The organism is Rahnella sp. 2050, assembly GCF_040544515.1.
Classification (GTDB): Bacteria; Pseudomonadota; Gammaproteobacteria; order Enterobacterales; family Enterobacteriaceae; genus Rahnella; species Rahnella aceris.
This window is the reverse complement of record NZ_JBEPKE010000002.1, coordinates 1,000,748-1,024,726: the sequence shown is the minus strand read 5'-3', so window position 1 is coordinate 1,024,726 and position 23,979 is coordinate 1,000,748. Positions and strand designations below refer to the sequence as shown.

General features: G+C 53.7%; 19 protein-coding genes and 1 tRNA gene. 13 read left to right on the top strand and 7 right to left on the bottom strand.

Annotation, left to right across the window (positions count from 1 at the left end; genetic code table 11):
- Positions 1 to 413: 413 nt before the first annotated feature.
- Positions 414 to 1,193: a HalD/BesD family halogenase gene (locus ABIC79_RS11965; protein WP_015690279.1), complete on the bottom strand. Its 780-nt coding sequence runs from the start codon at positions 1,191 to 1,193 to the stop codon at positions 414 to 416.
- Between the two features lie 342 nt (positions 1,194 to 1,535).
- Between ABIC79_RS11965 and ABIC79_RS11960 the strand changes: the two genes are divergently transcribed.
- The 3 genes from ABIC79_RS11960 (at position 1,536) to ABIC79_RS11950 (ending at position 8,938) form a co-directional block, all read left to right on the top strand.
- On the top strand, positions 1,536 to 6,092 hold the full coding sequence (locus ABIC79_RS11960; RefSeq protein ID WP_354567222.1) for a two-partner secretion domain-containing protein: 4,557 nt from the start codon (positions 1,536 to 1,538) through the stop codon (positions 6,090 to 6,092).
- 3 nt (positions 6,093 to 6,095) lie between these two features.
- On the top strand, positions 6,096 to 7,754 hold the full coding sequence (locus ABIC79_RS11955; protein ID WP_166860592.1) for a ShlB/FhaC/HecB family hemolysin secretion/activation protein: 1,659 nt from the start codon (positions 6,096 to 6,098) through the stop codon (positions 7,752 to 7,754).
- 536 nt (positions 7,755 to 8,290) lie between these two features.
- Entirely contained in the window at positions 8,291 to 8,938 is a 648-nt protein-coding gene (locus ABIC79_RS11950; RefSeq protein ID WP_166860594.1) for a phosphatase PAP2 family protein, read from the top strand.
- Positions 8,939 to 9,075: 137 nt separating this feature from the next.
- Here ABIC79_RS11950 and ABIC79_RS11945 read toward each other — a convergent pair.
- Positions 9,076 to 9,152, bottom strand: a tRNA-Arg gene (locus tag ABIC79_RS11945).
- Between the two features lie 146 nt (positions 9,153 to 9,298).
- Positions 9,299 to 10,210 carry an L-lactate dehydrogenase gene (locus ABIC79_RS11940; protein WP_112151693.1) on the bottom strand — a complete coding sequence of 304 codons (912 nt, stop codon included), beginning with the start codon at positions 10,208 to 10,210 and terminating at the stop codon, positions 9,299 to 9,301.
- A gap of 185 nt (positions 10,211 to 10,395) precedes the next feature.
- On the opposite strand from ABIC79_RS11940, the gene folD reads away from it, so the two are divergent.
- A complete protein-coding gene (gene folD / locus ABIC79_RS11935) occupies positions 10,396 to 11,268 on the top strand; it encodes a bifunctional methylenetetrahydrofolate dehydrogenase/methenyltetrahydrofolate cyclohydrolase FolD (protein WP_013576534.1) in 873 nt (290 codons plus the stop codon).
- 32 nt (positions 11,269 to 11,300) lie between these two features.
- Positions 11,301 to 11,519, top strand: a complete 219-nt coding sequence (gene ybcJ / locus ABIC79_RS11930; protein WP_013576535.1) for a ribosome-associated protein YbcJ — start codon at positions 11,301 to 11,303, stop codon at positions 11,517 to 11,519.
- A 99-nt stretch (positions 11,520 to 11,618) separates the two neighbouring features.
- On the opposite strand, the gene ABIC79_RS11925 is transcribed toward ybcJ, so the two are convergent.
- Positions 11,619 to 12,686, bottom strand: a complete 1,068-nt coding sequence (locus ABIC79_RS11925; RefSeq protein ID WP_037036947.1) for a DUF1176 domain-containing protein — start codon at positions 12,684 to 12,686, stop codon at positions 11,619 to 11,621.
- 255 nt (positions 12,687 to 12,941) lie between these two features.
- Between ABIC79_RS11925 and ABIC79_RS11920 the strand changes: the two genes are divergently transcribed.
- Entirely contained in the window at positions 12,942 to 14,117 is a 1,176-nt protein-coding gene (locus ABIC79_RS11920) for a hypothetical protein (RefSeq protein WP_013576537.1), read from the top strand.
- 56 nt (positions 14,118 to 14,173) lie between these two features.
- Here the strand turns inward: ABIC79_RS11920 and nudK are convergent, their stop codons facing one another.
- Positions 14,174 to 14,764, bottom strand: a complete 591-nt coding sequence (gene nudK / locus ABIC79_RS11915; RefSeq protein ID WP_013576538.1) for a GDP-mannose pyrophosphatase NudK — start codon at positions 14,762 to 14,764, stop codon at positions 14,174 to 14,176.
- 70 nt (positions 14,765 to 14,834) lie between these two features.
- On the bottom strand, positions 14,835 to 15,125 hold the full coding sequence (locus tag ABIC79_RS11910) for a winged helix-turn-helix domain-containing protein (protein ID WP_112197529.1): 291 nt from the start codon (positions 15,123 to 15,125) through the stop codon (positions 14,835 to 14,837).
- 343 nt (positions 15,126 to 15,468) lie between these two features.
- On the opposite strand from ABIC79_RS11910, the gene acrD reads away from it, so the two are divergent.
- The gene (gene acrD, locus ABIC79_RS11905) at positions 15,469 to 18,624 is read left to right on the top strand and encodes a multidrug efflux RND transporter permease AcrD (protein WP_015690282.1); all 3,156 of its coding nucleotides are present in this window, start codon (positions 15,469 to 15,471) and stop codon (positions 18,622 to 18,624) included.
- 187 nt (positions 18,625 to 18,811) lie between these two features.
- Here acrD and ypfM read toward each other — a convergent pair whose 3' ends face one another.
- Positions 18,812 to 18,871 (bottom strand): protein YpfM, encoded by a 60-nt coding sequence (gene ypfM, locus ABIC79_RS25645; RefSeq protein ID WP_487383164.1) that lies wholly within the window; start codon positions 18,869 to 18,871, stop codon positions 18,812 to 18,814.
- A 200-nt stretch (positions 18,872 to 19,071) separates the two neighbouring features.
- On the opposite strand from ypfM, the gene ABIC79_RS11900 reads away from it, so the two are divergent.
- The 6 genes from ABIC79_RS11900 to ABIC79_RS11875 all read left to right on the top strand — a co-directional run bounded on the left by ABIC79_RS11900 (position 19,072) and on the right by ABIC79_RS11875 (position 23,964).
- A complete protein-coding gene (locus tag ABIC79_RS11900) occupies positions 19,072 to 19,455 on the top strand; it encodes an ArsC family reductase (RefSeq protein WP_119261864.1) in 384 nt (127 codons plus the stop codon).
- Position 19,456: 1 nt separating this feature from the next.
- On the top strand, positions 19,457 to 20,584 hold the full coding sequence (dapE, locus tag ABIC79_RS11895; RefSeq protein ID WP_013576542.1) for a succinyl-diaminopimelate desuccinylase: 1,128 nt from the start codon (positions 19,457 to 19,459) through the stop codon (positions 20,582 to 20,584).
- Positions 20,581 to 21,255, top strand: a complete 675-nt coding sequence (locus tag ABIC79_RS11890; RefSeq protein ID WP_015690284.1) for a M15 family metallopeptidase — start codon at positions 20,581 to 20,583, stop codon at positions 21,253 to 21,255. Before dapE ends, ABIC79_RS11890 begins: the two co-directional genes overlap by 4 nt.
- A gap of 10 nt (positions 21,256 to 21,265) precedes the next feature.
- Positions 21,266 to 21,451, top strand: coding sequence for a YpfN family protein (locus ABIC79_RS11885; RefSeq protein WP_013576544.1), 186 nt, complete (start codon positions 21,266 to 21,268; stop codon positions 21,449 to 21,451).
- Positions 21,452 to 21,580: 129 nt separating this feature from the next.
- Positions 21,581 to 22,861 (top strand): ATP-grasp domain-containing protein, encoded by a 1,281-nt coding sequence (locus ABIC79_RS11880; RefSeq protein WP_223509232.1) that lies wholly within the window; start codon positions 21,581 to 21,583, stop codon positions 22,859 to 22,861.
- A gap of 2 nt (positions 22,862 to 22,863) precedes the next feature.
- A complete protein-coding gene (locus tag ABIC79_RS11875; RefSeq protein ID WP_013576546.1) occupies positions 22,864 to 23,964 on the top strand; it encodes a phosphoserine transaminase in 1,101 nt (366 codons plus the stop codon).
- The last annotated feature ends 15 nt before the right edge of the window (positions 23,965 to 23,979 follow it).

Genomic DNA, 23,979 nt, shown 5'->3' with positions numbered 1-23,979 from the left:
TAAACGACTGGCAATTCTAGAGCGACTTATCTCTTCCCCATTCTGAGCAAGCATAAAGCAACATTCACCTACCATCCTGCACGCTTCTTCAAAAACGGGATTCAAAATCTCCATAAAACCTCCAAACGGACTAAAAAAACCCCCGTAGAGTAGCTGAAGATTTCAGAAAAAATTTTTCCATTAGAAAAATTAACAATCATCTCTGAATGCGCATCAAAACGGTTTTAGCTGACAACAGATCGTCTGCCAGCCCCAGGCATTATTTTGCACTGACGAAAATCCCCCTGACAGGGTGAGTTCAATCGATAGCTGCAACTTGTTCAGCTTCGCACGCGGCAACGTTCAGCCGCGAACACTAGCCGATGATAAACGCAGTGCTGATTCGCTTTGCGTTGAATCAGAATCGCAGGCCGTTAAATCCGCCCGTAGAAGGTCATTCTGGCAGACTCAGACAACGAAATATCAGGCTGAGAATTGTAAGCCAAAACCACCAGCATGCGCGTGGTCTCCCCCTCCGTTGGAGTCACACGATGAATCGCATTCCGGCCGCGGAACAGCACCAAATCGCCTGCCTCAATGCCGAGTTTTTTCGGCTCAGTTTGCTTATCCAGTAATTTTTCCACGCCATCAAAATTCATGTCGCCAGCATCAGCGTCGCGTAAGTTCTCAACGTATTCAAACACACCGCCAGCCTGAGGTTTTTGAATCAGCAGGGTGATGGCAAAAGAGGAGTTATCGAAATGCCAGCCCAGCTCCTGGCCTTCGCTGGCGTAATGCAGGTTGATTGAAGAGAGTTTATCAGCGTAAGGATACAGTTGCGCCTCACCCAGCACCGCGCAAAGAAACGCACGAAACACTGGCGCGTTATACAGTGCGCGCAGTGCCGAATCCTGCGGGATCTCTTCATCGGTAATACAGCCCTTTGAGGAAACAATCTGCCGATTTCTTGGATGCGAATCTGGCAGCCCGGCATCAGGTTTCAATAGATAAACATTATGATTATTGCTGGTGTAATAGGCCAGATGGCGATTTTCATCCCCCTCACGCTTAATCGCTTTCAGCGCAGCAGGATTAAGAAAGTCATGCAAGACCAGGGCGCCCTTTTCATTCAGCGTCTGTTTACACTGAGAAAGAAAATTCGTATCCAATATCGGATTCGCCGCGAAATTTACGATCGTATCGAGTTCTTGCATCATTAATTCTCATGAATTATTCAGGGGGAAAATAGTCGCTTCTACTTTAACCAAGTCATTAATAGCTGGGAAATGAAAAATAGTGATCACATTATCGCCATGAATCCCCATTGGGGTAAGTTTGCAAGGGGTTTAGCCGCCTGATGTCTCTCCCTTTGACGCAACACGCAAATATCATATTAAACATTTCTATTGATAAAGATTCTCCTCATCCCTGCCGATATTTCTGATACAGGCGGCAACACCGCCTCTCATTCCAATGTGCGCCAGCGATAGCACGCCCCCTGCCGCTAATACAGTTTAGTCAACATGCTTTCCTCCCCCCTTATGAAAGGCGTACATATGAATTGCATCTTCAGCGTGATCTGGAACCACAGCCGTAATGCTTTTGTGGTCGTCAGTGAGCTGACCACTCGCCGTGGAAAACGCAGTGACGTCCGTGCGATTCAGGTCGATGATCATTCAACCCCATTCAACGGCGCGATCACGCCGCCACCGTTTGCCATTGCCCTTATCTCATTCATTGTTTCATTCATGCCTGTTATCAGCATGGCCGCAGATTTGCCCACTGGCGGTAATGTCGTTCTCGGCAGCGGCCAGATTGGCGCGGCGGCCGATCATCAACTGACGATCAACCAGTCCGGCCAAAAAATGGCAATTGACTGGCAGAGTTTTAATATTGGCAAAGACAACAAAGTGACCTTTGTTCAGCCCGGCGCTGATTCGGTTGCCCTGAACCGGGTGATCGGTGCTGACGGCTCGAAGATCATGGGCCAACTCAACGCCAATGGCCGGGTGTTCTTAATCAACCCCAATGGCGTGCTGTTTGGTCAGGACGCCTCCGTCAGTGTCGGCGGGTTGGTGGCTTCGACACTCAATATCTCGAACCAGGATTTTGCTAACGGCAAGTACAGGTTCAGGGGGGATGGCAGCAACGCCAGCGTCATCAACCAGGGCACGATTAACGCTGCCGACGGGGGAGCCGTGGTGTTACTCGGCGGCACCGTCAGCAACCAGGGCGTGATTGTTGCGAAACAGGGTACCGTCGCATTGGCCGCCGGCAATGCGGTGACGCTGGACTTCGCAGGTGATGGCTTGCTTAACGTCCAGGTCGATGAAGCGACCAGAAATGCCTTGGTGGAAAACCGCCAGTTGATTCAGGCCGACGGTGGCCAGGTCATTATGACCGCGGCGGCCAGCAATGCGCTGCTCAGGACGGTGGTCAACAACACCGGTGTGATTGAAGCGCGAGGCTTGCAGAACAAGAACGGTAAGATTTCCCTCGGTGGCAGTGACAGCGGTCTGGTGCGCGTCGCCGGTACCCTGGATGCCTCTTCAACCCGGGGCACGGGCGGCGCGATTCAAATCACCGGCCAGAACATTGCGCTCACATCCGCCACTCTGAATGTCTCAGGTGCCAGCGGTGGCGGCAGCATCAAGATCGGCGGCGACGCTCAAGGCAAAGGCCCCCTGGCTAACGCACAAGGTGTCAGCGTGGATGCGGGCAGCAGCCTCAAGGCTGACGCCGGAACCACGGGAAAAGGCGGCAACATAGTCGTCTGGTCCAACGGAACGACCGTGGCCAAGGGCAATTTCTCAGCCAGGGGCGGCACGCAAAGCGGTGACGGAGGATCCGTAGAAACCTCCGGCCATCACGTTGACTTCACTGGCATCCAGGTGAACACCTCGGCAACCAAAGGCAAAACGGGTAACTGGCGGGTGGATCCTGAAGACCTGAACGTTGATGACGCTTCAGCGGCCACGATCAACGCCGCTCTCCTGAACACCGACGTCACCCTGCAAACCACCGGCACCCTCACATCCACGGCAACAGGCCTCGGTGATATTTCCGTTAATTCAGCCCTGAGCTGGAGTTCACCAAACACCCTGACGCTGGACTCGTTCCACTCTATTGCGATCAATGCCAATGTCTCCGTCACCGGTGCAGGTGGTCTGGTGCTGGTGACGAATAACAACAGCAACGGTACCAGCAGTGGCAGCGGTGATCTCACGTTTGCCAAAGGCGTCTCGGCCAGTTTCACGGCACCGGAAGGCAGCGGGCAGCGTTTGAACATCAACGGTTCGGCTTACACGCTGGTTTACAGCATGGCCGACATCGACGGAATCGACGGGGATCCGGCTTCGTCTGGCGCAATTACAGACCAGACAGCGGCAGGCGGACTGGCAGGGCATTACGCCCTGGCCCGTAATCAGGATGCCAGTGGCGTCATATATACGAACGCACTCGTGGGGAGCAATTATGATTATGATTCGCCCTTCTCCGGCACCTTTGAAGGCCTGGGTCATACCCTATCGAATCTGACCATCACGGCTCCGGACGCAAACAACACGGGGCTGTTTGGCGACAATCAGGGGGCAACGGTTCGGGATCTGGGTGTAGTTAATGGCGCTATCAGCGGCGGATCTTACGTCGGCGGTATCGTCTCTATGAACCAGAGTTCCTCCTCTGTATTAAACAGCTATTTCAGCGGCACGGTGTCAACGTCATCCTCCGGCATAATGGTCGGGGGGATCGCCGGCTTTAATGGAAATAACTCGACGATTGCAAACAGCTATAGCATGGGCACGGTAACGGGCACCCGCTGGACAGGGGGAATAACGGGCTATAACGGCAGTGCCCTGGTGACAAACAGCCACAGCTCCAGCAACGTAAATGGCGGTAATGGTGACTACGTTGGCGGGGTCGTGGGCGCTAACGAAAGCGCCACCATCACTAACAGCTATAGCACCGGCAACGTGTCGGGCAATACACGTGTTGGCGGGGTGGCAGGCAACAGCTACCGGGGGTCGATTTCTGACAGCTACAATACGGGCAACATATCGGGCAACAGTTTTGTTGGCGGTGTTGTTGGCCTTAACGATACTGCCAGCTCCCTCGCCAATAGCTACAATTTCGGCAATGTCCAGGCTGACTATAATGTGGGCGGGGTCGCAGGCTATAACGACAGCGCTATTTTCTCCAGTTATTCCACCGGTCAGGTGCGGGGGGCGACGGGCAGTAACGCTGGCGGTGCTATTGGCTACAATCAAGCCAATAGCACGGTGACAAACGTTTACTGGAATAGCGTCACCAGTGGCAACACTGTCGGGATTGGCGGCGGCGTCACTTCCGGGGTCACCGGTTTAACCCTCGCACAGTTACAGGGCGTATTACCTTCTTATTTCGATAATACCGTTTGGGGCACAGCCAGCGGTCTTTACCCCTATTTGAAATCCCAATATCCGAACGGCACACCGCAAGCCATTTCCGGCTTCGCTCAAAACAGCGATGCGGCTGGCCAGGTCTCCACCGTGATTAACGGCCTGGTGGTCGGTACCTCCTCCATCGGCGCCGGGGGTTACTACTACAGTCTGCTCGCGCCCGGCACCCTGGCGAACACTGATGTGTTCACCTATGCGCAAAGCGGCGGCAATCTGGCTAATACCTTCACGCAGGGTGTGACGGGGACGACCAGTAACATCAATCTGACGGCTGACACGCTGGTACTGACGGGCAATGAAAACTCTCTGTCCTCGCTGCTGACAGATTTGAACACGGCCAGCGGCAGCGCAGACAGCGCCCACAAGCTGTTTACCCTCGATGCCAGTGGTCTGAACGCCACCGGTAATGTGCAATTCACCCGGGCCGGGAGTTTCATTTTTGACCAATCCCTGAGCGCGGTCGGCAACAGCAACGTGAGCGTCGCAGGGGATTTGACCATCGCATTGGGCGAGCATGTCAGCGGGTCTGATGTGGTGTTATCCACCACGGGTGCCTTTATTAACAACGCGGGCAGTCATGCCGTTACCGCCTCAACTGTCGGCGGACACCACTGGGTGATTTATTCCAATACCCCCGCCACCGGTACCTTTACCGGACTGAACAGCAACAATACTGCTATCTGGAATGCCAGCATTAATACCCTTCCGGCGAGCTCCGTAACCGGTAACCGGTACGTGTTCCGCTATCAACCGACGGTCACCTACACCCCGGCAAATGTCAGCAAGACCTATGGTGATACGGCAGATGTCAGCTCTGCGTATACAACCTCTGGAGTAAGTGCCGGGGTTACAGGAGCATTTGCAGCCGATACCCTGGCTAACGTGGTAGCGGGCACTTTAGCGATATCTTCAACGGGAACAGCGGCTACTGCGGGTGCAGGCACTTACGCCATCCTGGCAAGCCAGGGGACTTTAAGCGGTTTGCAGGGTTACCTGGTCGCACTTGCAAGCCACGGAAACTTAACTGTCAATGCCAGAAACATCACCGTGGCGGCCAGCAGTGGCAGCTCAACGTACGGCGCGACCCCTGTCCAGCCAGCCCTGAGCGCCATCGGCCTGGTCAACGGCCAGGATGTGTCGGTACTCAGCGGTTTGAGCAGCACAGGCATTAGCGGCACCACCAACGTCGGCACCCATGTGGTGCGCGTGGAGGGCGTCCTGACCAATGGCAACTACAGCGTGACTCAAACATCCGATGGCCAATGGATCGTCGCTCCCCGCGCCCTGGCCGTTATTGCTAACAACCTTGGCAAAATCGTCAACACCAGCGACCCGGCACTGACCTGGTTCACCAATGGAAATCTGGTTAACGGTGACCACCTCAACGGCAATCTGACGCGCAGTGCTGGCGAAACAGTCGGTCAGTACAGGATTGAACAAGGCTCGCTAAACAACAGCAATTACGCCATCGCTTTCACTGACGGTACGTTCAACATCGGTGTAACGCCGCTAAACCAATTGCTCAGTTTGCTCAATGCCCCCGAAAACGTAGCGGTGGTGACCACCCAACCTCTGCGTAAATTACCGACCCCCACCACGTCTCTGGCGGTGCAGTTGCCGTCCGACGGCCTCTATAGCGTAATTGAGCAAGGCTTGCGCCTTCCGGAAGGACTTTGATTTATGCGTATCCGTCTTACTCCCATTGCCCTGGCTCTCCTGACGTTAACTGCCAGTACGGCCCGGGCTGAAATTGTGCCGGACGCGGGTCAGTCAATCCGTGAGATCCAAACTAAACCGCCGGTTTTACCGCCGCGCCAGACGCTGGAACTGAACCTTCCCGACACGCCGGACACTCATCCGACTGCCCGCGGGCCAACGATGCAGGTTGCGCAATTCAGGTTGACAGGCAATCAGGCGATCAGCAGCGCCGATCTGCTGCCATTGCTGGCTGACCTGCAAAATCGCACGGTCAGCTTTGGTGAGTTGCAGGCGGCGGCCGGGCGTATCACCCTGTTTTATCGACAGAAAAATTACCCGCTGGCACGGGCTTATTTGCCGGCTCAGGACGTGGAGAATGGCGTCGTCACCATTGCCGTCCTCGAAGGTCATTTTGGCGAAGTGAAGCTTAATAACGCTTCGCGCATCAGCGACGGCACGTTGGCTGCGCCGCTCCGCGCGCTGAAAAACGGTGAAGCGGTGCGCGCCGGCCCTCTGGAACGCAGTCTGCTGTTGCTTCAGGAAATCCCCGGCGTTGAAGTCCGGTCCACGCTGAAACCCGGTACCGCCGTGGGTGCCAGCGACCTGGTGGTCGATGCCCGCTCGGCGCCGATGGTTTCGGGTCAGGTGGATCTGGACAACTATGGCAACCGCTTCACCGGTGAATACCGTCTGGGCAGTACGCTGAACCTCGCCAGCCCGTCAGGCATGGGTGATCAGGCCAGCATACGGATCATGGGTTCTGATGAAGATCAGCATTACTTCCGGGCAGCGTATCAGTTACCGATCGGTCCGTGGGCGACGCAAGTCGGTGTCGCTTACTCGTACATGAATTATCAGTTAGCCAGGAACTTTGACAATCTTGATGCCTCGGGTAACGCGAAGATTGCCAGCGTGTTTGTGCAGCAGCCACTGATTCGCCTCCGGGATTTCAGCCTGACTGCGCAACTGCAATTCGATGACAAACGCTTAAGAGATGACATCGATCTTTACGACTATAAAAGTCACAAACAGTCGCATGTCGTGACTGCCAGTCTCAACGGCAACTCCCGCGACAATTTTTTGGGTGGCGGTTCGAATGCATTCTCGCTGGCCTGGAGCCAGGGCAACCTGACGCTGGATAACCCGCAAGACAAAGTGCTGGATGATCTCACAGCCAGGACTCGCGGCACCTTTCAGAAGATCAATCCTGGCATCGTGCGCCTGCAGCGCCTGACGGATCGGATCAGTCTTTATGGTCAGTTCCAGGGCCAATGGACTGACGGCAACCTTGATTCCTCTGAAAAAATCAGCCTCGGCGGCGCGTATGGCGTACGGGCTTACCCGGAAGGCGAAGCACAGGGTGACCAGGGGTATGTGACCAGCGCCGAACTGCGATACGCACTGACCGAAATGGTGCAGTTGTTCACCTTCGTCGATCATGGCGAAGTACGGCTGAACAAAGACACCTGGGCTGACGGCGAAAATCACCGCAGCCTTTCTGCTACGGGTGTGGGCTCGACATTGTCTGCCGGCAACTGGCATCTGATGGCGGTCGCGGCATGGAAACTGGGTAATGCCGATGCACAAAGCGACACGGATCGCACGCCCCGGGTGTGGGCACAGGCTAGTCGTACGTTTTGAGGGGATGTTTACGATGCCAACACATGTACCAACAGATAGTACTTGATGTCGGTTGATATAGGTAAAATCAGCTTGAACCATGAAGCGCTAAAACCTGATAACTCACTGAATTTAATGCATAAAAATAGACGTCAGTTGACGTCTATTGACCTGAACCCTACAGGGCCCGAGCCTGTGACCTGCGGCTTAGAATCTCTAAGAACCGTGCAATAAATCATTAACTTACCGCATATAGCCCCGCTCACACGTCCCAACATGCAAAAAGATGACAAGCGTTGTTTCGATCGCTTTCAAACGTTCAGACAAAGTAGCGATAAATTCTGCCTGGTCTTCATTACGTTTCTTTAATGCTTTTATCGCAGCGCCAGAATATGCGGCTGATACTCCAAGGGTGAGTTCACCCTACAGAAATAAATCGGGTTGCAGTCTGAAAATTAAATGAGAGAAGCTAATCCCTTTTGGTAAAAAAACCCTGCTGATACACTTACCGATTGATTCTTTTTAAAAATTTACTATTTATCGTCGAGGGCTACGTTTTGCTTTGGAATATCCTGACCTATTTTGGCGACAGCATGCTCATTTTGCCAACCGGAATAACCCTCGCTTTATTTATGTTATGGAAGGCTGACAACCCAGTCACAGCATTAATCTGGCTGATTATACTGGGTATTTCTGGCCTCGCGGTGAGCATCTCAAAGCTGTTGTTTCTCGCCTGGGGCATTGGCAGCAGTACATTTAATTTTACAGGCTTCAGCGGGCATACCACGATGTCAGCCACTTTATGGCCGGTCATGTTCTGGCTGATAGGCCAACGTTTTCAACCTGACGGACGCAGGCTGATGATTACTGCTGGGTATTTCATTGCCATTATGGTGGGTATCAGCCGGCTCGCACTGCATGCTCATTCCGTCAGCGAAGTGATCTCAGGATTTATTCTCGGCAGTCTTTGCAGCGTAATCTTTTTATATACACAACACGACCGCAACATGCGCTATTTCACATTCACTCCATTAGCTATTCTGCTTATTCTCCCTCTGTCACTGATGAGCTTTGGCAAGAAAGCACCCACACAGCAGCTTCTCGAACATATCGCTACGCAAATCACAGGCAAACAACCCTGGACGCGGGAAGAATATCAGCTTATGGCTGAGAAACCGGAAATCTCAAAAAGCGCGTGGAACTAAAGCAGAGATACTTACAATACCACTTGATTTGGGTATAACTGAGTTGACTTCGATAGAACCCGGGACAGAAAAATTCAGTAATTTCAGGGAATATAAAGGAGAAAAAGCGAATTCAGCAGAGGTGTGTTGACTTGAAATGGTACGCCCTACAGGGCTCGAACCTGTGACCTACGGCTTAGAAGGCCGTTGCTCTATCCAACTGAGCTAAGGGCGCATTGCTTGTCCCTTTCGGGAGCGTTGCGGGTTCGGATTATACGGGCAGACCGGGATGAGTCAATGGCTTTCGAACTCACTGCTTAATGCCTGAACAATTTGCCGATATTCCCGGACTGTCTTGCAACGTTATGTGATCAGTATCGGCTATTTTTCGGATTTCAGCGCGGCAGCAATCACGCGGGCAGACGCGTGATAGGCTACACCTTCGTAAGCCGTCAGTTCCGGTCGTAATGTTTGTACGATACCTTTTTTACCAATCACCGCTGGCTGGCCGATATAAACGCCCAGTTGTTCATCGAGGGCAGACACCGGCCAGACACTGCGGGCGTCGGACAAAATGGCATCCACCAGCCGCGCTGTTGCAGTAGCGATGCCAAAACTGGTCCAGCCCTTGCCTTGCAGGATTTCCCAGCCACCGCCGCGCACAGCGTCGTTCATTGTTGCCCAGTCGACGTCACGGTCGCCTGCCAGTTCTGCCACCGGACAGCCGCCAAGTGTCACGGTGCTCCAGGCCACAAACTGTGATTCGCCGTGTTCGCCCATCACGTAGCCAGTGACGCTTTTCGGATCGAAACCGAAGAACTCACCGACCACGCGTTTCATGCGCGCGGTATCGAGCGAGGTGCCGGTGCCGAACACCTGTGCGTCAGGGAATCCGCTGGTCTGCTGAATAATCTGAGTAATGACATCGCACGGATTGGTGATATTGACGATCACGCCGCCAAAGCCGCTGGCAATCACGCGCGGGATCACTTCACGCACGGCGGCACGGGTCTCAGCAAGTTCTTCCAGACGATCTTCACGCAGCAAGGTTTTCGGGCCGACGGCGATGACCAGCACATCGGCATCATGCAGTTCGCTGTAGTCGTTGGCGATAACCTGCACGCGTGAGGTCGTCAGCGACGCCATATCCCGCAACTCCAGCGCCTGACTGGCCGCTTTAGGTTCGTTTTCATCCAGCAAGACAATCACGTCACACAGCCCCAGCGTGACCAGAGAGAATGCAACGTCAGCGCCCACATGACCGGCACCGATGATCCCCACTTTGCGTGTCATTTGTTTCTTTCCTTATGATTTAAAAAGAGTCATACCTAAAATAGACACTTTTTTCGCCACTGTCGCAGGTTAAATTCTCATCCGCAGATAACAAGTTATTCGCATTCAACGCCTGACAGCGCCCGCGGCTTCTGACAAAATAGGCGCATCCCCCTGCATTTATTAATTAATGGATTTATTCCCTGATGGCAGCAAAGATTATTGACGGTAAAACGATTGCGCAGCAAGTCAGAAGCGAAGTTGCAGCGCGTGTTCAACAACGACTGGCTGAAGGAAAGCGTGCGCCCGGTCTGGCCGTGGTGCTGGTCGGTGAAAATCCGGCGTCACAGATTTATGTCGCCAGCAAACGCCGTTCTTGTGAAGAAGTCGGGTTCATCTCCCGCTCTTACGACCTGCCAGCCACCACCACTGAAGGTGAGTTGCTGGACCTGATCGAAAAACTGAATAACGACAGCGAAATCGACGGCATCCTGGTTCAGCTTCCGCTGCCTGCCGGTATCGATAACATCAAAGTGCTGGAACGTATTCATCCGGATAAAGACGTCGATGGCTTCCATCCTTATAACGTCGGCCGTCTGTGCCAGCGCGCGCCGACGCTGCGCCCTTGTACGCCGCGTGGCATTGTGACGCTGTTAGAACGTTACGGTATTGAAACCTTCGGCCTGAACGCCGTGGTGATTGGCGCATCCAACATTGTGGGCCGTCCGATGAGCATGGAATTACTGCTGGCCGGTTGCACCACCACCGTCACCCACCGTTTCACCAAAAATCTGCGCCATCATGTTGAGAATGCCGATCTGGTGGTTGTCGCTGTGGGTAAACCGGGCTTTATTCCCGGCGAATGGATTAAACCGGGCGCGATTGTCATTGATGTCGGTATTAACCGTCTGGAAAGTGGTAAAGTTGTCGGCGATGTGGAATATGATGCCGCCGCCGAGCGTGCTTCCTTTATCACACCGGTGCCGGGCGGTGTTGGCCCGATGACGGTCGCGACGCTGATTCAGAATACCTTGCAGGCGTGCGAGGAATATCATGACGTCAGCGCCAGTAAGTCTTAAACCCTTTGCACTACACAAAAAGTCAGGAATACATGGAAACTTTCTTTCTCGAAAAACACCCGCACGTTGAACTGTGCGATCTGCTCAAATTTATGGGCTGGTGTGACAGCGGCGGTACGGCGAAAGCAGTGATTGCCGAAGGCCAGGTTAAGGTCAACGGTAAAGTCGAAACCCGTAAGCGCTGCAAAATCGTTGCTGATATGAACGTCGAGTTCGCCAGCAACAAAGTCGTGGTGAAAGCGTCCGAATAATCTTTCCGGTAGCGTTGCACGACAAAAGAAAATGCCCTGCAAGCGAAAGCTCACAGGGCATTTTTTTATTTATCGGCAGAGTGACAGGCCGAAGGCAAATTACTGCTGCGTCACCCACAACACCGGCCATTCGCCACCGCTGCTGTAACCGTCGCAGCTGGGTTCAGAGGCAAATGCCGCCAGACGGAACTGTTTACCATCAAACACCCAGCGTGAAGACACGCCACAATCACCGATGCCGCGCCCTTTATCGTAAGTCGAGAGCATACCGGTTTTCGGGTCGAAATCAGCGTTGATCAGTTCCGGCGAATCATCATCTTCGCCCAGTTTGAACGGCATATTCAGCGCCAGATTGTCCATTTTATAAGGCGCCTGACGCGAAACCAGGAAGCCCAGCGCATACAGGTTATACGCGCCCATGTCGCAGTTGACAGTCATCAGGGCTTTATCGTTGCTCAGCGCGAAAATATGCACTTCCCGTTCGGAAGGGTCGAGGCTGCAATCATTATTCTCAATGGTGGCGGCGGCGTTCTGCGTGATGGCCGAAATCTCAGTTTCGGATAATGCATGCGGTTCACTGAAACGCGGCAGAACCGGCGTGGCAGGAATGGGCGGCACGGTATTCGCCGGTTTCGCACCACGATTAATCCAGGCCGTTTTGGTGCCAACGCGCCCCTGCTGCGCATCAATGGCCAGCAAGGCGGCTTTGATCCCTTTCAGTGAAACTTCCGGTTTAACGGGCTGAGCCGGGTCAGCTTTCACTGCCAGCTGAATACTGCTGCCTTCGCGGATCGCGGCAATAAAATCATTCACCACCAGACGGTTAGTGGTGGAAAGATGTTTTTTACTGACATCCCATTCACGGTGATTAAAACTCAGTGTCTTACCGTTCATCTGCAAGCGGCTGGCAACCGGCGCATCCGTCGTCTGCTCATCACTGTTACGCTGGTAATCAATGCTGACGGAGGATTTCCCTTCCGGCCCGGCTTCGCGGGTGATTTTCATCACCAGTTCCTGCCCGTCCTGCGAATTACGCGCGACGCAGTGATTCAGGTTGTCACAGCTGACCTGCCAGTCGTTATAAATAGCCTGCAACGGCTCAGCCTGGGCGCTAAAAGCCAGCATGGTGGCCAGCAGGCATAAAGGGGCGGTTATCCATCTGCACATTATAAGTTTCAGCTCTGTTCGAAATTATCTTTCTGATAATAGCGTAACCCTCGCCAGGAGACTGCCTTCAATGCAGCATTTTTTACCCGAAATTATAAAGAGATACTCCACCCGCAGGGTTTGCGGCAGACAATAATTTTTCATGACATACGAGAAGCCGCAATGGTGACGCAGGGAAACTTTCAGTACACTGGCTGAGCCAAAAACAAACAATAATGGCGAAAAGGATGAAGATCATTTCTCTGGGAGATACGGATGAAGTTATTGATTTTGATGATAACGCTGTTATCACTGCCGGCGCTGGCTGAAGAGCCTCCGGTGGTGTACGCCGGCACACTGGGTAAAACCAGCATTGTCGTCGAACTCGATTTAAATAAACCTGACGAAGTGACCGGACGGTATTTCTATCAAAAATACCGTCTGGATCTGCCGCTCAACGGAGCGCTGGATGGTCAGGAACTGAAATTACAGGAAGGTCTGGATGATTTCGACGATACACCGCGCCCTGAACTGACGCTGACCAAAGATGAAAACGGTGACTGGCAAGGCAACTGGACCAACCCGCAGGGCAAAACACTGCCGGTTAAGCTGCAACCCGCGCAGTTACCGGCAGCCGCCACGGACGACGGCTATCTCAGTTCGCTGATCCACACCGATCCGTACGAGTATTTGCGTTTATCCGCGCTGCAACTGAAAGCGGGCAAAAACGAAAACTTCATGGGCTATCAGCTGCAATGGTGGACGGAACCGCAATCAAAAATCAGTTTCTTTGAGATTGTCTCCGGTTATCCGGAAGCCAGTTTACCGGCCATTAACCAGAAGCTGCGCGCCCGTCTATGGCAGGAAGTCAGCGGCTGGCATGCCTGTATGCTCGGGGCAAGCCGTTTTGGTCAGGGAGAATATCAGCAAACGGTGACGCCGAAGTTCATGAGTCCCGATGTGGTCAGCATCAGCGTATTTACCTCTTATGACTGCGGCGGTGCGCATCCTGATTTCGGCGAAGCGCCGATCAACCTGAACGCCAAAACCGCAGAAACGCTGACGCTGGAAGATGTGATTTGGGTGGGCGATGGCGCACCGTTCCACTATCTGAATGCTGAAGATCGCGCCCTTACGGGTAAAAACGATGTGGATTTCGATACCTTCGCGCAGTACCGCGATAAGAAATGGGCGCCGTGGCTGGTGAAACAACTGACCGCGGCTTATCCGCAACAGATGAAAAAGCCGACGGAAGAAAGCGAAGACGATTGTGATTATTCAGACCCGTCGGTCTGGCAATTCCCGGCCTGGTATTTCACGCAAAAAGGGCTGTATTTTGATCCGACGTTTGCCCGTGTCATGCGTTCATGCGAAGGCCCGGAATGGTCCGTTCTGCCATGGTCTGCCATGAAAGGCCACGCGGGCAGCACCGCAATAAACCTGGAACACTGAAATAACAAAGGCACCCGCGGGTGCCTTTGCCTCAGATGCATTTTCGCCGGTCATCTTTACGCCAGCCAGCCCTGAATCTGCGCATATTGCAGCAACATAATGGTTTTGCCATCTCTGATGCGGCCATCTTTGATCATCGCCAGCGCCTCGGTAAACGGCACCTCCAGCACATCAATGTCCTCGTCTTCCACGCCGCCACCGGCGTTCTGACGCTGCGACTCATCGTATTCTGCCGCGAAAAAATGCACGATTTCGGTCACGCTGCCCGGCGACATATAGGCTTCAAACAGTTTATCTACCTTGCCCACTGCAAAACCGGTTTCTTCAATGGCTTCTTTACGGATGCAATCTTCCGGCGAATCGTTGTCGAGCAAACCGGCGCAGGTTTCCAGCAACATACCGGTCGGGTTGCCATTGACGTAGGTCGGCATACGGAACTGTCTGATCAGCAGAACGGTTTTTTTAGGACGGTTATAAAGCAGAATAGTCGCGCCATTTCCCCGGTCATACACTTCACGGGATTGCGGCTGGCGTTCGCCATTACGTTTGATTAAATCGTAGGTGTATTTGCGAAGAACATACCAGTTATCAGAGAGTAACTGGTTTTGAACGTTTTCGATCCGGGATGACTTGTCATCAGATGACATAAAGCGTGCCTCCGCTCAGAGGGTGAGAGAAGCCAGACATCATAGCGGCATTACATCGCGCACGCCAGATTCAGCCGTGCTCAATTGCATTAAGCAGTTGTTCCCGATGGCGTTCAACCCACTTTGCATCCAGCGGCCCCCAGCCTGAAAGCTGATAATAACCGTCATTATTGCGCACACCCTGCTGCACAAATTCCAGTTCGACACCCATACCCGGTAGCGCTTTCAGTACGTCCTGCAAGGTGCGGCGCGGCCAGCCGGTGATTTCCATCAGTTTTGGTACGTTCGGTTTTTGTTCAGAGTCCAGCAACCAGCAAAGGTAGAGACGACGGGCGAAAACCGAATTTAACATCAAACTCATCTGAACGGCTCCAGTGTGGACATACGAATGCGTGTCATAAAAAAGCAGGCTGTCAAAGCGTAGACGGTATCAGCGAATCTGTCTGCGGCATAACCCTGTGTACAGGGAGGTTTTTTTTACATTATCTCCTTTATTTCTCCACGTTTTATGCGACATGAGAAGGTAAAGTGCATTGACGTAGAACTCCACTCTAACACTTGCTCAGTCCCGTCGGGACGGTTCCGCCTCTGAGACTGCCTATGAGAAAATAGCGCTCAGGGGATTTTTTTGTCAGATTACTGACGTTCTGTTTGTTTGCTGATGTTAGTTACTCACGCCAGAGTGACAACGAGGTTCCTGAAGCATGGCTAACTTTTTTATCGATCGCCCAATCTTTGCCTGGGTTTTAGCGATCATCATTTCCTTGTCCGGCGCACTCGCTATCTATTTTCTGCCGGTTGAACAGTATCCCGATCTGGCTCCGCCAAACGTCAGGATTTCTGCAACCTATCCCGGCGCATCAGCACAAACATTAGAAAATACCGTTACCCAGATTATCGAACAGAACATGACCGGCCTCGATAATCTGATGTACATGTCATCGCAAAGCAGTAACGACGGTAAGTCGCAGATAACCCTGAGCTTTACCGCCGGTACCGATCCCAACGAAGCGCTGCAACAGGTGCAAAACCAGTTGCAGCAGGCGCTGAAACGCCTGCCGCAGGACGTGCAGACGCAGGGTGTGACGGTGTCAAAAACCGGTGACACTAACCTGATGATGGTGGCGTTTGTCTCCACCGACGGCAGCATGGATAAGCAGGATATCGCCGACTATGTGGCGTCCAACATTCAGGATCCGCTGAGCCGCGTGCCTGGCGTCGGCAGCATTGATGCTTACGGTTCACAGTACGCGATGCGCATCTGGCTGGATCCGGACAAGCTCAATAATTACCAGCTGACCACCGCCGATGTGGTCACCGCCATCAAAGCGCAAAACAGTCAGGTCGCTGTCGGTCAGCTCGGCGGCGCACCTTCTGTGGATTTTCAGGCCCTGAATGCCACCATTAATGCCCAGGCACAGTTACAGACGCCGGAACAGTTCCGCCAGATCACCCTGAAAGTGAATCAGGACGGTTCGCAGGTCAAACTTGGCGATGTCTCCACCATCGGTCTCGGCGCGGAAAACTACGCCCTGCTCAGCCGGTATAACGGACAGGCTGCATCAGGGATGGGCGTTAAACTGGCGTCCGGTGCCAACGAACTGCAAACCGACAAAGCCGTCCGTGCGCGCCTTGATGAGCTTTCTCACTATTATCCGCACGGTCTGAAAGCCGAAATCGCTTACGAGACCACGCCGTTTGTTAAAGCGGCGATCACCGACGTGGTGAAAACGCTGTTTGAAGCGATCGTGCTGGTGTTCCTGGTGATGTATCTGTTCCTGCAAAACTTCCGCGCTACGCTGATCCCGACAATTGCCGTGCCGGTGGTCTTGCTGGGGACGTTCGCCGTGCTGCATCAGTTCGGTTACAGCATCAATACTCTGACGATGTTCGCGATGGTGCTCGCCATCGGCCTGCTGGTGGATGATGCCATCGTGGTGGTGGAAAACGTCGAGCGCGTGATGAGTGAAGAAGGCCTCAGCCCCAGAGAGGCCACGCGAAAATCGATGGGACAAATTCAGAGTGCGCTGGTCGGTATCACCATGGTGCTGTCGGCGGTGTTCGTGCCGATGGCATTCTTCGGCGGTACCACCGGCGCGATTTACCGCCAGTTCTCCATCACCATTGTCTCGGCGATGGTGCTGTCAGTGTTCGTCGCGCTGACGCTGACACCAGCGCTGTGCTCGACCATTCTCAAACCTGTCGCGCAGGGACATCATCACGGTAAACGCGGTTTCTTCGGCTGGTTTAACCGCATGTTTGACCGCAACGCGCGTCGCTACGAAAATGGCGTGGCGAGGGTTCTGCGTAACAGCCTGCGTTATATGCTGGGATATGCCGCACTGGTCGCCTTGCTGGCCGTTATGTTTATCAAACTGCCCACCTCCTTCCTGCCGATGGAAGACCGTGGCGTGTTCACTGTTCAGGTTCAGTTGCCGCCGGGTTCAACGCTGCAGCAGACACAAAAAGTGGTGGAAAAGGTCGAAAAGTATTTCCTGACTGAAGATAAGAAAGACGTGCTTTCGGTGTTCTCAACCATCGGTGCTGGCCCCGGCGGTAACGGGCAAAACGTTGCGCGTATGTTCGTGCGCCTGACGCCATGGGATGAACGCACCGGCACCGACGATTCTTCCTTTGCACTGATTGAGCGGGCGACCAAAGCGTTTAACAAGATAACCGAAGCCCGCGTGATCGCCAGCAGCCCGCCTGCAATCAACGGTCTGGGCAGCGCCACCGGCTTTGATATGGAATTACAGGACCACGCCGGGCTTGGTCATGATGCGCTGATGGCGGCGCGCGATCAGTTGCTGGCCATGACATCCAAAGACAGCAACCTGACCCGCGTGCGTCACAACGGTCTGGATGACAGCCCGCAGTTGCAGATCGATATCGATCAGGTGAAAGCGCAGGCGCTGGGCGTGGCTATCTCTGATATCAACAGCACGCTGAGTACCGCGTGGGGCTCAACCTACGTCAATGACTTCGTTGACCGTGGCCGTGTGAAGAAAGTCTACGTGCAGGCCGCTGCACAATACCGCATGCTGCCGGACGATATTGACCGCTGGTATGTGCGAAACTCCGCCGGAACCATGGTGCCCTTCTCCGCTTTCGCCACGTCGAAATGGCTGACAGGTTCGCCGCGTCTTGAGCGTTACAACGGCTATTCCGCGCTGGAAATTGTCGGTGAACCGGCAACGGGCATCAGCAGCGGTACTGCGATGGATGACATGGAAAAACTGGTCGCGAAGTTGCCGGTGGGTATTGGTCTGGAATGGACCGGTCTGTCGTATCAGGAAAGACTGTCAGGTTCTCAGGCACCGGCGCTGTATGCGATTTCCCTGCTGGTGGTGTTCCTGTGTCTGGCGGCGTTGTACGAGAGCTGGTCCATTCCGTTCTCCGTCATGCTGGTGGTGCCGCTCGGCGTGCTCGGCGCGGTAATTGCCACCTGGCTGCGCGGGCTGGAAAACGATGTGTATTTCCAGGTCGGTATGCTGACCATCATCGGTTTGTCAGCGAAGAACGCCATTCTGATTGTCGAATTTGCCAATGACCTGAATGTTCGCGGGAAGGAACTGCTGGAGGCCACGCTCGAAGCCGCCAGAATGCGTCTGCGTCCGATTCTGATGACCTCGCTGGCATTTGTTTTCGGCGTTCTGCCGATGGCGACCAGCATGGGGGCCGGTTCAGGCAGCCAGCACGCCGTCGGTACCGGTGTGATCGGCGGGATGATTTCCGCCACGGTGCTGGCGATTTTCTTCGTACCGCTGTTCTTTGTGTTGATCCGCCGTCGTTTTCCGGGCAAACACACTGCACCGGTAATTGCTGATATCGTGGAAACGGCCCCCGCCGAACACCGGTAAAAACGCCGGATCGCAGGCAACAAAAAAGGCGTTAATTCACATTAACGCCTTTTTTATTCATGATTTACTGGCTGTGAGAATCGTCGCTAAATGCAACGTAATGGTCTTCCTGAACAAACGTTTTTATAATGACGTGCTGCACTGAGAATAAATCTTTTCTTTGCTTTGTCGGTAACGATGTGGGCAATTACGCTTTCAACATACGGTCGATAAAGTCTTTCCAGTGACCTAATTCTTGCTCTAACATTTTACTCCCCTTGATTGGACGCTGGCAGTATACGTTTATTTTTTGACCATGCAAAAACTCCGTGACTAATTTTTAAGCGCGATCACAATCCCGCCCCGTCTGGATCCTGCCGGCGTTTTGCCTCATTATGTGTCCTTCTCTGACGCCACTTATCAGCGCAGCTAAAAAGCGCTTATTTTACTGACAGGTTACGTTTTTCTATGGCAACAACTTCAGCTCAAAACTCATTTATTCTCTACGGCATAAAAAATTGCGACACCGTTAAGAAAGCCCGCCGCTGGCTGGAAGAAAACGGTGTTGAATGCCAGTTTCATGATTATCGGGTCGAAGGGCTGGATGCCGCGTTGCTGCAGGATTTGTTAGATAAACAAGGCTGGGAAGCGATGCTCAATACCCGTGGCACTACCTGGCGCAAGCTCGATGAGGCCACGCGCGCAGCCTGTGATAACGAAGCCAGCGCCAAAGCGCTGATGCTCGAACATCCGGCTGTCATCAAACGTCCGTTTTTACTGGCGCCAGAAGGCCAGTCTCTGCTGGGATTCAAACCAGAAAGCTATCAGCAATTCCTTGCACAGGTGAAGTAACATGAGTTGTCCGGTTCTCGATTTAGCGCAACAGTTAATCCGCCGCCCTTCCCTCAGCCCGGACGATGCGGGTTGCCAGGAGATTATGATTGCCCGCCTTGAGGCCATTGGTTTTCACATTGAGCCGATGCATTTTGGCGATACCCTGAATTTCTGGGCGACACGTGGTGAAGGCAAAACCCTGGCCTTTGCCGGGCATACCGATGTGGTCCCTACCGGCGATCACAAGCTGTGGGTTACCGGCCCGTTTGAGCCAACGCTGCGCGACGGCATGTTGTATGGTCGCGGCGCGGCAGACATGAAAGGCTCACTGGCGGCGATGGTAGTGGCAGCAGAGCGGTTTGTCGCCGCCAATCCCCATCATCAGGGTCGTCTGGCTTTTCTCATCACTTCTGATGAAGAAGCCAGCGCCGTCAACGGCACCGTCAAAGTGGTCAACGCGCTGATGGCACGCAATGAGCGCCTTGATTACTGTCTGGTCGGCGAGCCTTCCAGCACCACGCGCGTCGGCGATATTGTGAAAAATGGCCGTCGCGGTTCCATGACCGCCAACCTGCATGTGCATGGCGTTCAGGGGCATGTGGCGTATCCGCATCTGGCGGATAATCCGGTACACCGCGCCATGCCCGCGCTGAATGAGCTGGTCGCCACCGTGTGGGATAATGGTAACGAATTCTTCCCGCCAACCAGCATGCAAATTGCCAATATCAACGCGGGCACCGGCAGCAACAACGTCATTCCGGGCGAACTTTATGTGCAGTTCAACTTCCGTTTCAGCACCGAGCTGACTGATGCCATCATCAAACAGCGCGTCGCCGAATTACTGGATCGCCATAACCTGCAATACACCCTGAACTGGGTGGTTTCCGGCCAGCCATTCCTGACATCACGCGGTGAGCTGGTGGATGCCGTAGTCAATGCGGTGCGCCATTACAGTGAAATCACGCCGGAACTGCAAACTACCGGTGGTACCTCTGACGGGCGTTTTATCGCGCTGATGGGGGCGCAGGTGGTTGAACTCGGGCCGGTCAACGCGACTATCCACAAAATCAATGAATGCGTACATGCCGCCGATCTGCAGGTGCTCAGCCGCATGTATCAGCGCATCATGGAACAATTAGTCGCATGATCACTCACGAGATGCTGACCGGACGCTCCGCTGCGCATCTGGTGATTATCGACGACGGGCCGCATCGTTTGCAGAAGGAAGCGGCGCAGGCATTCGAAAAAATGCGTCTGGCAGCCCGTGAAGCCGGTTTTGACTTGCAACCGGCCAGCACCTTTCGTGATTTCGATCGGCAACTGGCTATCTGGAATGGCAAATTTCGCGGCGAGCGACCAGTATTAGATAAGAACAGTCAGCCGGTGGATGTCAGCGCGCTGACGACAGCAGAACGTTGCGAGCTGATTTTGCGCTGGTCTGCGCTGCCGGGTGCAAGCCGTCACCACTGGGGCAGTGACCTGGATGTGTACGATCCTTCATTGTTACCGGCGGGTAAGACGCTGCAACTGGAGCCGTGGGAATATGAAGAAGGCGGGTATTTTTATCCGCTGAACCAATGGATGTCAGCGCATATGACAGAATATGGTTTTTACCGGCCATATGCGGAAGATCGCGGCGGTGTGGCTGTCGAACCCTGGCATCTGAGTTACCGCCCGCTGGCGGCAGAATGTGAAAAACAGCTTACGCCGCAGGTGTTGATCAGTTCCTGGACCGGAAAAGACGTCGCTGCTGCAGACTGGTTAGCCGGGCAAATGGACACTCTTTTCCCGCGATTTATCGCCCTCTCACCCTTTTAAGGAGTACACCATGGAGTGGATTAAAGATTACTGGTGGATCGTTCTGATCATTCTGGTCGGCATGTTTATCAGCGGCATCAAAGAGCTGAACCGCGTTGATGTGAAAAAGTTCCTGAAAGATAAACCTGAGATCCCGCCGCATCGCGACAACAATGCCGAGTGGGATAAAGATGACGACTGGCCAAAGAAAAAGTAATCCCACCCCGGTAGCATCTCACTTTTAATCAATATTAGTCGGCGGATAATCTAGCGATTCTCCGCCGATTGACTTTACCTCCTGCCGTTATCATTCAACATGAAACTGATGCACGGAGAGAACAAGTCTTTGCAAACATTACCTATTACCCGGGCGGATCAGGCAGTGCCTGAACGCTTTGACGCGTCGAAATTTCTGGGTCTGGCTCCGTTTCTACGTATGAGCATCGCGGGCGAGGAATGGTCTGACATCGCGCAGATACTGATCACCCGTGCGCAACAGACCCCGGATGACGCCGTATTATGGATGAACCTTTCCACTGTCATGCTGTGCCTGCAACGCACTGAACTGGGTTTGACGATTCAGAATCAGGCACTGGCGATGCAGCAGGTCTATACCCTTTGCCCCGCGCTACAACCGGCGAAGTTACGCTTACTGATACTCATGGTGCCCGGCACGCTTTCCGCGAATGTGCCGCTGGATTGCCTGCTGGAAAACAGCGACATCGAGCTGATTTATTACTACATCACGCCCGAAGCCCCTTTTGAAGCCCCGATCCCTGAACATGATTTACTGATGGTCGGCATCAGCGCCACTACCGAAAATCTGTTCCTGTTGCAGCAACTGGAAGATGTCACGGAACATTGGCCGGTGCCGGTGATCAATGCGCCACAGCATATCCCGAGCTCTGAACGCCAAACCGCCAGCCGCCTGTTGCAAAACCAACCGGGTTTAGCCATTGCCCAGGCGCATGCGATGACGTTTGCGGCGTTATCTGCCGTCGCTGCCGGAGAAACCACGCTGCACGCTGCGCTGCCTGACAGCAGTTATCCGGTGATCCTGCGCCCTGCGGGTTCGCACGGTGGTCACGGTCTGGAAAAAATCACCGGTCAGGAAGAACTGGCTGATTATCTGACCCGCGTGCAGGTTGAAGATTATTTCCTGTCGCAGTTTATTGATTACAGCAATGAAGACGGTCAGTTCCGTAAGTACCGCATTTCGTTGATCGACGGCGTGCCGTATGCCTGTCATATGGCGATTTCATCCCACTGGATGGTGCATTACGTTAACGCCTTCATGTATGAAGATATCCAAAAGCGTGAAGAAGAAGCCGCATTCCTGAACAACTTCCACGAATTTGCCACCCGTCACCAGCAGGCGCTGAAAGCGATTTATGACACCACGCAGCTCGACTATCTCGGCATCGATTGCAGCGAAACACCGGACGGCGAATTGCTGGTGTTTGAAATTGATCCGGCGATGGTGGTGCACGCAATGGATCTGGAAGTGATGTTCCCGCACAAAAAAATCCACATGAATAAAGTTAAAACAGCATGCCGCGAGTTGCTGTTATCCCGTGCCTTTGCGCACACCGACACCTCTGCTGATGCGTTTAAAGGACAAGAATAAACATGATTTCACGTAACGCCCTGAACTTCTCCGGTGGCCCTGGCGCATTGCCGGAAACCGTTCTCACTCAGGTTGAAGCCGCGATAAAAGAAGTGCCGGAAGTCGGCCTGTCGATCCTCGGTATCAGCCACCGTTCAGACTGGTTTGCCGCCATTGTGCAGGAAACCGAAAACAACATCCGCACCCTGCTCGGCTTGTCGAAAGATTTCCATATCCTGTTCCTGCAGGGTGGCGCAACGCAGCAGTTTTCGATGGTGCCGATGACGCTGTTGCGCGGTCAGAAGCATGCGGCAGAATATCTGGATACCGGTTACTGGAGCAGTAAAGTCGTGACCGAAGCGCGTCGCGAAGGGCCGGTAAAAGTGTTGTGGAGCGGCGAATCGTGCGGATTCAACCGTCTGCCCTCTGACGAAGAACTGGCATTCTCGCCTGATGCGCCCTATCTGCATTATGTCTCGAACGAAACAGTGGAAGGGTTACAGTTTCAGCGCGTTTTGGGCCGCGACGACGTACCCCGCGTCTGCGATATGTCTTCCGATTTCCTGTCCAAACCGTGCGATGCCAATAAGTTTTCAGTCATCTACGCTCATGCGCAGAAAAACATCGGCCCGGCGGGCGTCACCATCGTGCTGGTGCACGATACCGTGGTGAAAGCGTCATCTGACGAATTGCCATCATTCCTGAATTACCGCCGCCAGGTGGAATCTCATTCCAACCTCAATACGCCGCCGGTATTTGCGATTTATGTGGTGCTGCTGGTCACCCGCTGGCTGCTTAACGACGTCGGCGGTCTGGAAAATATGGAACAAACCAACCGCCATAAAGCAGAACTGCTGTATGCAATGCTCGACAACAGCGACGGTTTCTACAATGGCTGGAGCAGCAAAGCCGACCGTTCACACATGAACGTTGCGTTTAAGTTGCCGGATGCGGATCTGGAGAAGAAATTCCTGGCCGAAAGCCAGGAAGCTGGCTTCTCAGGTCTGGCAGGGCACCGTGCGATTGGCGGCATCCGTGCCTCTATCTACAACGCCCTGTCACTGCCAGCGGCAGAAAAGCTGACGAACTTCATGGATGATTTTATGCGTAAAAACCGCAAATAATCGCCTCAGTCAGAC

Coding starts and splice junctions, on each gene's coding strand:
- dapE (WP_013576542.1), top strand. CDS start 19,457: ATGAGTTGTCCGGTTCTCGATTTAGCGCAACAGTTAATCCGCCGCCCT.
- acrD (WP_015690282.1), top strand. CDS start 15,469: ATGGCTAACTTTTTTATCGATCGCCCAATCTTTGCCTGGGTTTTAGCG.
- ABIC79_RS11955 (WP_166860592.1), top strand. CDS start 6,096: ATGCGTATCCGTCTTACTCCCATTGCCCTGGCTCTCCTGACGTTAACT.
- ABIC79_RS11910 (WP_112197529.1), bottom strand. CDS start 15,125: ATGAGTTTGATGTTAAATTCGGTTTTCGCCCGTCGTCTCTACCTTTGC.
- ABIC79_RS11965 (WP_015690279.1), bottom strand. CDS start 1,193: ATGCAAGAACTCGATACGATCGTAAATTTCGCGGCGAATCCGATATTG.
- ABIC79_RS11890 (WP_015690284.1), top strand. CDS start 20,581: ATGATCACTCACGAGATGCTGACCGGACGCTCCGCTGCGCATCTGGTG.
- ybcJ (WP_013576535.1), top strand. CDS start 11,301: ATGGAAACTTTCTTTCTCGAAAAACACCCGCACGTTGAACTGTGCGAT.
- folD (WP_013576534.1), top strand. CDS start 10,396: ATGGCAGCAAAGATTATTGACGGTAAAACGATTGCGCAGCAAGTCAGA.
- nudK (WP_013576538.1), bottom strand. CDS start 14,764: ATGTCATCTGATGACAAGTCATCCCGGATCGAAAACGTTCAAAACCAG.
- ABIC79_RS11885 (WP_013576544.1), top strand. CDS start 21,266: ATGGAGTGGATTAAAGATTACTGGTGGATCGTTCTGATCATTCTGGTC.
- ABIC79_RS11920 (WP_013576537.1), top strand. CDS start 12,942: ATGAAGTTATTGATTTTGATGATAACGCTGTTATCACTGCCGGCGCTG.
- ABIC79_RS11960 (WP_354567222.1), top strand. CDS start 1,536: ATGAATTGCATCTTCAGCGTGATCTGGAACCACAGCCGTAATGCTTTT.
- ABIC79_RS11940 (WP_112151693.1), bottom strand. CDS start 10,210: ATGACACGCAAAGTGGGGATCATCGGTGCCGGTCATGTGGGCGCTGAC.
- ABIC79_RS11900 (WP_119261864.1), top strand. CDS start 19,072: ATGGCAACAACTTCAGCTCAAAACTCATTTATTCTCTACGGCATAAAA.
- ABIC79_RS11925 (WP_037036947.1), bottom strand. CDS start 12,686: ATGTGCAGATGGATAACCGCCCCTTTATGCCTGCTGGCCACCATGCTG.
- ABIC79_RS11875 (WP_013576546.1), top strand. CDS start 22,864: ATGATTTCACGTAACGCCCTGAACTTCTCCGGTGGCCCTGGCGCATTG.